The sequence below is a fragment of the Clostridium sp. genome, from assembly GCF_051650885.1.
Classification (GTDB): Bacteria; Bacillota; Clostridia; order Clostridiales; family Clostridiaceae; genus Clostridium.
This window is the reverse complement of the sequence record NZ_JBOFRG010000358.1, coordinates 1-10,750: the sequence shown is the minus strand read 5'-3', so window position 1 is coordinate 10,750 and position 10,750 is coordinate 1. Positions and strand designations below refer to the sequence as shown.

Here is a 10,750-nt window from a genome sequence, read left to right as displayed (position 1 = left end):
TTTATCATTCCACTAACTTCTTCTCTTAAGTTTTCACCTTCAAGAACTTGTGATCTTTGCTTATAAATAACTTCTCTTTGCATATTCATAACATCATCATAACCTAAAAGATTTTTTCTTATGTCAAAGTTATGTCCTTCAACCTTCTTTTGAGCACTTTCAATTGATCTTGTTATGATTTTACTTTCTATTGCATCATCTTCTTCAAGTCCTAATTTATCAACCATAGCATGAGTTTTTTCAGACATAAATATTCTCATCAAATCATCTTCTAATGATATATAGAATGTAGAATGACCTGGATCTCCTTGTCTTCCTGAACGTCCTCTAAGCTGGTTATCTATTCTTCTAGATTCGTGTCTTTCTGTACCAATGATTTTTAATCCACCAGCCTCAACAACACCTTCACCTAATTTAATATCTGTTCCTCTTCCTGCCATGTTAGTTGCAATAGTAACTGCTCCATATTCTCCTGCACTAGCTATAATTTCAGCTTCTTGCTCATGGAACTTTGCATTTAATACTCTATGAGGTATTCCTCTCTTTTTAAGTAAACTAGCTATAATCTCTGATTTTTCGATACTAGCTGTACCTACAAGAACTGGCTGACCTTTTTTATTTGATTCTATTATTTCATCAATAATAGCATTATACTTTCCTGTAGCTGTCTTATAAACTATATCATGACTATCAAGTCTTGCTATTGGTTTATTAGTTGGAATAACAATAACGTCTAATCCATAGATTTCTCTAAATTCATTTTCCTCTGTTAATGCTGTTCCTGTCATACCTGATAATTTATTGTACATTCTGAAGTAATTTTGGAATGTTATTGTTGCAAGTGTTTTTGACTCTCTAGCAATTTTAACATTTTCTTTTGCTTCAATTGCTTGGTGAAGACCATCTGAATATCTTCTACCTTCCATAAGTCTTCCTGTAAATTCATCAACTATGATAACTTCTCCATCTTTAACCATGTAATCTTTATCTCTTCTCATGAAGTAGTTAGCTTTAAGTGCTTGTGTTACATAGTGTTGTAATTGCATGTTATTAGCATCTGCATAGTTATCTACATTGAATGTTTTTTCAGCTTTTTCTACACCATGATGTGTTAACATAACTGCATTTGCTTTTTCATCTATTGTATAATCTTCTTCTGCTACTAATTTCTTAACAAAGAAATCTGCAACTTTATAGAATTCAGTTGATTTTTCTCCTGCACCTGAAATAATAAGTGGTGTTCTAGCTTCATCAATAAGAATTGAGTCAACCTCATCCACAATAACAAAGTTAAGCATTCTTTGAACTCTTTCTTCTTTGTAGATAACCATATTATCTCTTAAATAATCAAAACCAAATTCATTATTAGTTCCATAAGTTATGTCACAGTTGTAAGCATTTCTTCTCTCGTCGTTGCTTATATCGTGAACTACAACTCCTGTAGTTAATCCTAAGAAACCATAAAGTTCACTCATTTGGTCTCTATCTCTTTTTGCTAGGTAGTCATTTACTGTAATTACGTGTACTCCATTTCCACTTAATGCATTTAAGTAAGCTGGTAATGTTGCAACTAATGTTTTACCTTCCCCAGTCTTCATCTCTGCTATTCTTCCTTGATGAAGTACAATTCCTCCTGTTAATTGAACAGGATAATGCTTCATTCCAAGAACTCTCCATGAAGCTTCTCTCACAACTGCAAATGCTTCAACTAATATATCATCTAGTGTTTCCCCATTTTTTAGTCTTTCTTTAAACTCTTCCGTTTTTGCTTTAAGTTCATCATCACTTAAAACCTCAATTGTGCTTTCTAATGCTTCTATTTTATTTACAAGTGGTTGTATTCTTTTTACTTCTCTTTCGCTATATGATCCAAATAACGCTTTAAATATTCCCATACTTTCTTCCTTTCAAATCTCTAACATTTTATAGTCTTCATTTTTCTATTTATACATTCTTTGATTATACCATTTTACATTCTATTTTTTCAACTTTTAGCATTTTTTATTTAATTTTTTTTATTTAATAATGAAAGCCTTGCAAAATCTATTGCAAGGCTTATAATTCTATCTTTTATTCTTATTTATATTCTGGGTCTAACAATCCATAATTTCCATCTTTTCTTTTATATACTACACTAACATTATTAGTGTCTGTATCTTGATATACAAAAAAGCTGTGTCCTAAAAGTTCCATTTGAAGCACTGCCTCTTCTGAATTCATTGGCTTAACTGCAAAACTCTTAGTTCTAACTATTTTCCCTTTTGTTTCCTCTACCGGCTCAGCATCTGTTGCAATTTCTGCAAATCTTAATGATTTATTGTAGTTTCTGCTTAACTTAGTTTTTTGCTTTCTTATTTGCCTAACTAACTTTTCTTCTACCATATCTATTGATTTGTACATATCATCTGTTGATTCTTCTGCTCTTAGCATTATTCCGCTGAAAGGAATTGTGACCTCTACTATATGTGCATTCTTTTGTACTGCTACTGTAACCTTTGCGTCTACTTCTTTCTCAAAATATTTTTCAAGCTTTGAAATTTTCTTTTCTATGCTTTCTCTTAGCCCTTCTGTTATTTCAATATTTTTTGATACTACTGTTACTTTCATAAAGTCCAGCCCCTTTCTATTAGAGGTTTTTTTAACTCTCTTTTTTTTAAGTACTTGTGTACTTCTTGTCTATATTTTACCACCTTCTGAAATCATTTTCAATAGATTTTCCAAATTTTCTGAATTTTTAAAAATAGTATAAAAAAAGCATGATAAAAACTATCATGCTTTTTTTCATAAAGTTAGCTGACCTGGTCTTTGCCCCCACACTCGCCTACTGGAGCTTTCGCTACCCAGAATCAACCTCTCACTACTAACACTCTCAGATTTAACTGGTAGGACTTACCTCTATACCGCACCATGCTCACTAGAACTTTGCCTAGGTTACGTGGATCGTTTCGCCTGCGACTGGCTTCGACTTTCAACCACAGACCTAACTTTACATTAATATTATATATCACTTTTCCCAATAGTCAACACTTTTATACTCAATACATCATTATTTTTTAAAATTTTTTCACATTCTCTTATAGTTGCACCTGTTGTAATTACATCATCTATTAGTATTATTTTCTTCTTTTTAATTATTTTAGAGTTTTTACAAACAAATGCATTTTTCACATTTTCTCTTCTTTCTTTCACTCCTAATGTTTTCTGTTCCCTTATCTCTTCTACTTGCTCTAACGTGTCTAAAACCTCTATATTTAAAGCTTCTCCTACTTTTCTTGCTAAATATTCACACTGATTAAAGCCTCTTTTCTTTAATCTTTTTTTACTTAAAGGAACATATGTTATAATGCAATCCTTGTCTTCATTTTCTAATTTCTGAATTAAAAATTTACTTAGAATATCTCCTGATGTAAAATTTTTACTAAATTTAAAACTTAATATTAATTTTTTTAATGTCTCATTATAATATGCATAACTATTGTCATTTTTCTCACATAAAACTATCTTTCTCTTACATTTATCACATAATCCTTCTTCGTCCTCTTCATTGCATACAACACATTTATTTTCGACTGGAAATATTACATCTAAAATTCCATCAATTAAATTTTTAAATAATTTTCGTCCCATAACTTTTTATTAAATCTTCTAGTTAAACTTCTTGCTTTTTCAATTTCATCAGTTTCATCCTTTGAAACTAAAATAAGCTCTGACATAGTATCATTATTTTTTGTTAATTTTCCACACATATAAATAATTTTTTTATAATCTACCTTAAAATTATCGGCAAATAATACTACTATCCCATCTAAATTTGAAAATTTACTCAATTCCTCCATACTATTAGTTATTATAAATATTGCCCTATCTTTAATATTTAAATCAGTTTTGTACTCATCTGCCTTAAATATTTTCACACCCTCTAGTTTTATTTCATTTATATAATAATAGTATAAGCTTTCTATATCTTCATAATATGGAACCCAAAAAACAACCTTCCCTCTTCTCTCTCTAAACCATAATATATAATCATATAAGCTATATGGAATATCTTTTTTCAAATCTATTCTAGTAGTAATAACACGTGGCTCTACAAATCTATTTCTAATTCCTAAACTGCTTATATCGTTTCCATCTTCTAAAAATGAATTTGTTTCTATAGTATAGATAATTATTTTCTTCCCATGCTCAATACATTTTTTATATAGCCCTTCTAATGAGTTTTTATCAACCTTAAAATATGTTGATATATCATCAATTATTATTAAGTCATAATTTTTAATTATGTTGTATGTATGTTTAAATGACATAAAAACAATATCTGAATTACTTAATCCATTTCTTGTATATGAGGCTTTTTTTCTTCCACTTAAGCTTACTTCTTTAATTAATTCTCTATCAATTTCTTCTTTTCCATATATATATAGTATTTTTTTATTTTCATTTACTGCTTTATTTATTAAACTTAAGAAAATATTATTGCTTTGAAAAGGTCTTCCATAAAGATATATATATTTTTTTTCATCTTTCATCCAATTTTCAAGCTTTTTATTAATATTTCTTATTTCTTTATCTAAAAAATCTTTCAAAGCAACTCTCCTCCTACTTCTCTACAAATTCATTATTTGTTATCTCTTTTATTTTATGTTCTAATGCTGAATATCTTTCCATACTTTTAGTATTTTTCACCATATAATTTAAAGCCTTTGGCATTCCTACAACAACAACTAATTTTTTTGCTCTAGTTATGCCTGTATACAATAAATTTTTATTCATTAATAATGGTGAACCCATAAATGCTGGAATAATTACAACCTTAAATTCACTTCCTTGGCTCTTGTGAATTGTTATTGAATATGCAAGCTCTAATTCCTCTACATAGACATAATCATATTTTACACGTCTCTCATCATCAAATATAACAGTTACAGTCTTTTCTTCCTCATTTATATTTTGTATAAATCCCATATCTCCATTAAATACACCAACACCTTCATATTCTCCTTCACCAGATACTCTAGTCCATTTTAAGGTATAATTATTTTTAGTTTGCATTACTTTATCCCCTTCTCTAAAAATAGTTTCCCTTACCTTTTTTTCTTTTTTGTATCCTTCTTTAGGATTTAATACATCCTGTATTCTTTCATTCATATTCTCTACACCAAGAATTCCTTTTCTCATAGGTGTTAGTACTTGTATATCTCTAAGTCTATCCCAATCCTTATTAAATTTAGGAAGTCTTCTATTTATTAAATCTATTATAGTTTCTAAAATTTCTTCTGTATTTTCACTTTTTATAAAGTAAAAATCATTACCCTTTTTATTTAAATGAGGCATCTCCCCATTATTTATTCTATGTGCATTTACAGTTATTAAGCTTTCTGCTCCTTGCCTAAATATCTCTTTAAGCCTTATAACCTTAATAAACTCACTATTAATTAAATCATTTAAGACATTTCCAGGCCCTACTGATGGAAGTTGGTCTACATCTCCCACTATAATAAGTCTTGTTCCAAGCTTAATAGCTTTTAGAAGGCTATTCATTAAACTAACATCTATCATAGAGGCTTCATCTAAAATAATTACTTCTCCTTCTAGTGGCTCTCCATCTCCCTTTAAAAATGTAGTTCTTTCACCATCTTCATCTGATACTCCCATTTCTAAAAGTCTGTGAATAGTTTTTGCTTCACGTCCTGTTGATTCTGACATTCTCTTAGCTGCACGCCCTGTTGGTGCTGCTAAAAGTACTTTTAATCCATTCTTTTCATAAATGTCTATAATACATTTTATAATTGTTGTTTTCCCTGTTCCAGGTCCCCCTGTTATAATTTCAATTCCTTCTGAAAAAGCATTAATTATAGCTTCTTTTTGAGATGGCGCAAAGGTTATCTTTTGACTTCTTTCAAACATTTTAATTTCATGCTCTACATCTGTATTTATAGTTTGAAAATTCTCTATCCCGAGTTCTATAATCTTTTTAGTTATTCCAAGCTCACTATAATAATATGCAAGAGAAAATACTGCTTCTTTATCATCTATTTTTTCTATCATAATGCTTTTTTCTATATGAGCATTATATATATTTTGCTCTACTATATTTTTATCTACTTCTAAAGCCTCTGATGCTTCATCTATTAGCTTTTCCTTTGGCATGTAAGTGTTTCCATTTGCACAAAACTTACCTAAAATATATTCAATTCCACTTTTTATTCTAAAATCTGAATCCTTCTGAACTCCCATATTCATTGCAATTTTATCAGCTGTCTTAAAACCAATCCCTGAAATTTCCTTGCACAATCTATATGGATTTCCTTTTACCGCCTCTTTAGCTCCATCTCCATATTTTTTATATACCTTTATACATTGATTATTAGTAAGTCCATATTCTGATAAAAGTAAAATTACTTCTCTAAGTCCTCTTTGCTCTTCATAAGATTCACAAATAATCTTAAACTTTTTTTCACCTATTCCATCAACTTCTCTTAATCTTTCAATATTATTTTCTAATATATTTAAAGTTTCTTCTCCAAACTTACCTACTATCTTTTTAGCAGTTACAGGACCTATACCATAAATAACTCCAGCACTTAAATATTTTTCTATTCCTTCTTTAGAAGTTGGCAATATCTCTTCATAATTTTCCACTTTAAATTGCTTTCCAAAGCTTTTATGAACAGTCCACTCTCCTGTTAATTTAACATGCTGCCCTTCCTTTGCAAGAGGAACTACTCCTGTAGCTGAAATAGTTTGCTTATTCACATTAACCTTAAATACTGTATATCCCGACTCTTCACTTTTAAATACTATCGTTTCAACTAAACCTACTATACTTTCCATTTTTTCTCTCCAAATAACTCCTTAGTATTTATATTCTTGACTATCTATTATATAATTATATCATAAGGCATTTAAGTAAATTTATTTATGTCTAGGAAATTTTTAAAAATTTGGAGGTGTATTTTATGTTAATTAAAAATTGTAAGATTATCTTTTTAGATAAAATTGAAGAAGGTTCTGTTCTTGTTGAAAATGGAAAAATAAAAGAAATTAACCCTACAAATGTCAATACTGATACTGTAATAGATGCCGAAGGTATGTATTTATCTCCTGGATTTATAGATGTTCATATTCATGGTGCTGGTGGGCACGATACAATGGATGGAACAACAGTTGCTATAAATGAAATTGCTAAAACAATTTGTAAGTTTGGAACTACTTCTTTTACGCCAACTACTATGACTGTATCTGTAGACGATATTAAAAAGTCAATGGCTTGCATAAAAGAATTAAAATTAAATGGTACTGATGGTGCTAACGTACTTGGTGCTCATTTAGAAGGTCCATTCATCAGCCCAAATGCTATTGGTGCTCAAAATCCAAACTTTTTACAAGTTCCATCAATAGAAACATACAATAAAATGGTTGAAGGTTCTGAAGATGCAGTAGTTTCTGTAACAGTAGCTCCTGAAGTTGAGGGTGCTAAAGAACTTATTAAATACTTAACAGAAAAAGGAATAGTATGCTCAATTGGACACACTAAAGCTACTTATGACCAAGCTGTTGAAGGTATTAAATGTGGATGTTCTCATGCAACTCACCTATTCAATGCAATGACTGGCTTTAACCACAGAGAACCTGGAGTTGTTGGTGCAATATTTGATACTGACATTTCAACTGAAACTATATCTGATGGAATTCATATTGCTTACCCATCATTAAGAATTGCATATAAACAAAAAGGAATTGATAAAGTTCTTCTTGTTACAGATGCTATGATGGCTTGCGGAATGCCAGATGGTAAATATGGACTTGGTGGTCAAGATGTTTTCGTTAAAGACGGTGCCGCAAGATTAGACGGTGGAACTTTAGCAGGTTCAATCCTAACTTTAGACAAAGCAGTTCATAACGTATATAAAAATACAGACTATCCATTACACGAAGTTGTAAGAATGGCTTCTTATAATGGTGCAAAACACTGCAAGGTTGAAGATTCAAAAGGTATGATAAAAGAAGGCTTTGATGCTGACTTACTTATATTCGATGAAGAAATCAACATTAAAAAAGTTATTATCAACGGTAAGCTTGTACATCAAGCATAATTTTAAGCAGCCTAATGTGGGCTGCTTTTCTTATTTAAATATGAAATATAACATTATAACAAATAAGAATATCACTACGCTTGTTGTTATAATTTTATACTTTGTAATGCTATTTTCACTTTCTTCTACCTCTTTAGTGTCTTCCATTTCTTCAGGCTCTTCTACTTCTTCAGACTCTTCTATTTCTTCAACTTCTTCTACTTCCTCAGGTTCTTCTACTTCTTCAAGTTCTTCTACTTCTTCAAGTTCTTCTACTTCTTCAAGTTCTTCTACTTCTTCAAGTTCTTCTACTTCCTCAAGTTCTTCTACTTCCTCAAGTTCTTCTACTTCCTCAAGTTCTTCTACTTCCTCAAGTTCTTTCACTTCTTCAAGCTCCTGCACTTCGTCAAGTTTTTCTGCTTCTTCAAGTTCTTCTACCTCTAAAGGCTCTTGCACTTCTTCTAGCTCTTTTATTTCTACAACTTCTTTAACTTCTTCCACTTCCTCAATCTCTTTTATCTCTTCAATTTTTTTCACTTCTACTTCTTCATGCTTAGTTTCTTCTTCTTTTTTTATTACTGTGGAACGTGATCTTCTTATATCACTATACTTTTTTTCATTTTTTTTATTATTTATCAAATTATTTCTATTTCTCATTATATACCTCACAATAAATAGCTTTTTATTATTACTATATTTATCTATTTAATATATTGCTACACAAATGGAATTTTCCCACTCTTAAACTCTATCTTTTCACTTTATATGCAAGGTATAAAAAAAAGACTAATGCGTGCGCATTAGTCTTTTTTACTATTTCATTAATGATTTTATTTCTTCAACTTTAGTTAAAGCTTCCCAAGGAAGTTCTACATCAGTTCTTCCGAAGTGTCCATAAGCCGCTGTTTGCTTGTATATTGGTCTTCTTAAGTCAAGATCTCTGATTATAGCTCCTGGTCTTAAATCAAATGCTTTTTCTATTATAGCGATGATTTTGTCATCTTCAACTTTTCCTGTTTTGAAAGTATCAACAACTATTGAAACTGGTTTAGCTACTCCAATAGCATAAGCTAATTGAACTTCTAATTTATCTGCAACACCTGCAGCTACTAAGTTTTTAGCAACCCATCTTGCAGCATAAGCAGCTGATCTATCAACTTTAGTTGAATCTTTTCCTGAGAATGCTCCACCACCGTGTCTTCCCATTCCACCGTAAGTATCAACGATGATTTTTCTTCCTGTTAAACCACTATCTCCTTGTGGTCCACCAACTACGAATCTACCTGTTGGGTTGATGTAGTATTTAGTGTTTTCATCTAATAATTCTGTTGGAATTACAGCTTTAATTACATGCTCTTTTAAGTCTTTTTGTATTTGCTCTAAAGTAACTTCTTCTCCGTGTTGAGTTGAAATAACTATAGCATCTATTCTAACTGGTTTATCATTTTCATATTCAACTGTAACTTGAGTCTTACCATCTGGTCTTAAGTAAGCTAAAGTTCCATTTTTTCTTACTTCAGTAAGTCTTCTTGATAATCTGTGTGCCATTGCGATTGGTGCTGGCATAAATTCTTCAGTTTCGTTAGTAGCAAAACCAAACATCATTCCTTGATCTCCAGCTCCTACTGCTTCAACTTCATCTTTTTCACCTTGTCTTGATTCAAGTGCTTCATCAACACCCATAGCGATATCTGCACTTTGCTCATCTATAGTTGTCATAACTGCACATGTATCGCAGTCAAATCCGTATTTTGCTCTGTCATATCCGATTTCTCTTACCGTTTGTCTTACAACTTTTGGAATATCAACGTAACAGTTAGTAGTGATTTCTCCCATTACCATTACCATTCCTGTTGTTACTGCTGTTTCACAAGCTACTCTTGCGTTTGGATCCTTTTCTAATATTGCGTCTAATACTGAATCAGATATTTGATCACAAATTTTATCTGGATGCCCCTCTGTTACTGATTCTGATGTGAATAATCTTCTCATTGTATTATTCTCCTTTCAACTCTATAAATTTTTCTTATATAATAAAAAAACTCTTCGATGAAGAAGAGAACTAGTTTCCTATTCTTCTCATCTCGTAGATAATCTACTGGAATTAGCACCACACATATTAAAATTCAATACTGTAGGTTGCTGGGTTTCACAGGGCCGTATCCCTCCACCTCTCTTGATAAGAGTTTCGTTATTTATTTTTTAACTTATTTTCATTTGAATTTTAACATAGCGCTTTTCTATAGTCAATACATTTTTTTACATAATATCCTTATATTTTTTTATATTAACGATTTCTTAACGCTCCTAAACACCTTTATTTAAAGGATTCTTTTTGTTTTTCTTTCATGTTATTTTAATTTTCATAATATAAAATTTAAAACTCTCTATATTTTATTAATATTTATATTATTTTATTAGTAAATCATACGTTTAGCTTCTTTATTAATTATTCTAATCAAAATTTTATAAAATATACAGTTACAATAAACTATAAAAATTTTACTCTTTGAAAAACACTTTATAATTTTCTTTTTATTTTATAAAAAAAACGCTAAGAAAATTCTTAGCGTTTGGTGGTGGGAGAAGGATTCGAACCTTCGAAGCAAGTTGCAACAGATTTACAGTCTGCCCCCTTTGGCCACTCGGGAACCCCACCTTATTTGGAGCTGGCA

Annotated in this window: 8 protein-coding genes, 1 tRNA gene and 1 riboswitch; of the genes, 1 reads left to right on the top strand and 8 read right to left on the bottom strand. The window is 30.5% G+C overall.

Annotated features, from left to right (window positions below):
• The 5 genes from secA to recD2 all read right to left on the bottom strand — a co-directional run.
• Positions 1–1,895: preprotein translocase subunit SecA (secA, locus tag ACRC28_RS18065; RefSeq protein ID WP_438544840.1), on the bottom strand; the 1,895-nt coding region annotated here is incomplete at its 3' end.
• 181 nt (positions 1,896–2,076) lie between these two features.
• Positions 2,077–2,607, bottom strand: a complete 531-nt coding sequence (gene hpf / locus ACRC28_RS18060) for a ribosome hibernation-promoting factor, HPF/YfiA family (protein WP_438544839.1) — start codon at positions 2,605–2,607, stop codon at positions 2,077–2,079.
• Between the two features lie 390 nt (positions 2,608–2,997).
• Positions 2,998–3,627: a ComF family protein gene (locus tag ACRC28_RS18055; protein ID WP_438544838.1), complete on the bottom strand. Its 630-nt coding sequence runs from the start codon at positions 3,625–3,627 to the stop codon at positions 2,998–3,000.
• Positions 3,600–4,586: a hypothetical protein gene (locus ACRC28_RS18050; protein ID WP_438544837.1), complete on the bottom strand. Its 987-nt coding sequence runs from the start codon at positions 4,584–4,586 to the stop codon at positions 3,600–3,602. The genes ACRC28_RS18055 and ACRC28_RS18050 overlap by 28 nt, the downstream gene beginning before the upstream one ends.
• A gap of 13 nt (positions 4,587–4,599) precedes the next feature.
• Positions 4,600–6,834, bottom strand: coding sequence for an SF1B family DNA helicase RecD2 (gene recD2, locus ACRC28_RS18045; protein WP_438544836.1), 2,235 nt, complete (start codon positions 6,832–6,834; stop codon positions 4,600–4,602).
• A 125-nt stretch (positions 6,835–6,959) separates the two neighbouring features.
• On the opposite strand from recD2, the gene nagA reads away from it, so the two are divergent.
• Complete coding sequence (nagA, locus tag ACRC28_RS18040; RefSeq protein ID WP_438544835.1) at positions 6,960–8,096, top strand: N-acetylglucosamine-6-phosphate deacetylase; 1,137 nt, start codon at positions 6,960–6,962, stop codon at positions 8,094–8,096.
• A 30-nt stretch (positions 8,097–8,126) separates the two neighbouring features.
• Here nagA and ACRC28_RS18035 read toward each other — a convergent pair whose 3' ends face one another.
• The 3 genes from ACRC28_RS18035 to ACRC28_RS18025 all read right to left on the bottom strand — a co-directional run bounded on the left by ACRC28_RS18035 (position 8,127) and on the right by ACRC28_RS18025 (position 10,734).
• Positions 8,127–8,732, bottom strand: a complete 606-nt coding sequence (locus tag ACRC28_RS18035; protein ID WP_438544834.1) for a hypothetical protein — start codon at positions 8,730–8,732, stop codon at positions 8,127–8,129.
• 156 nt (positions 8,733–8,888) lie between these two features.
• Positions 8,889–10,067 (bottom strand): methionine adenosyltransferase, encoded by a 1,179-nt coding sequence (gene metK / locus ACRC28_RS18030; RefSeq protein ID WP_438544833.1) that lies wholly within the window; start codon positions 10,065–10,067, stop codon positions 8,889–8,891.
• A gap of 84 nt (positions 10,068–10,151) precedes the next feature.
• Positions 10,152–10,261: riboswitch (SAM riboswitch) on the bottom strand.
• A 388-nt stretch (positions 10,262–10,649) separates the two neighbouring features.
• Positions 10,650–10,734, bottom strand: a tRNA-Tyr gene (locus tag ACRC28_RS18025).
• Positions 10,735–10,750: the final 16 nt, after the last annotated feature.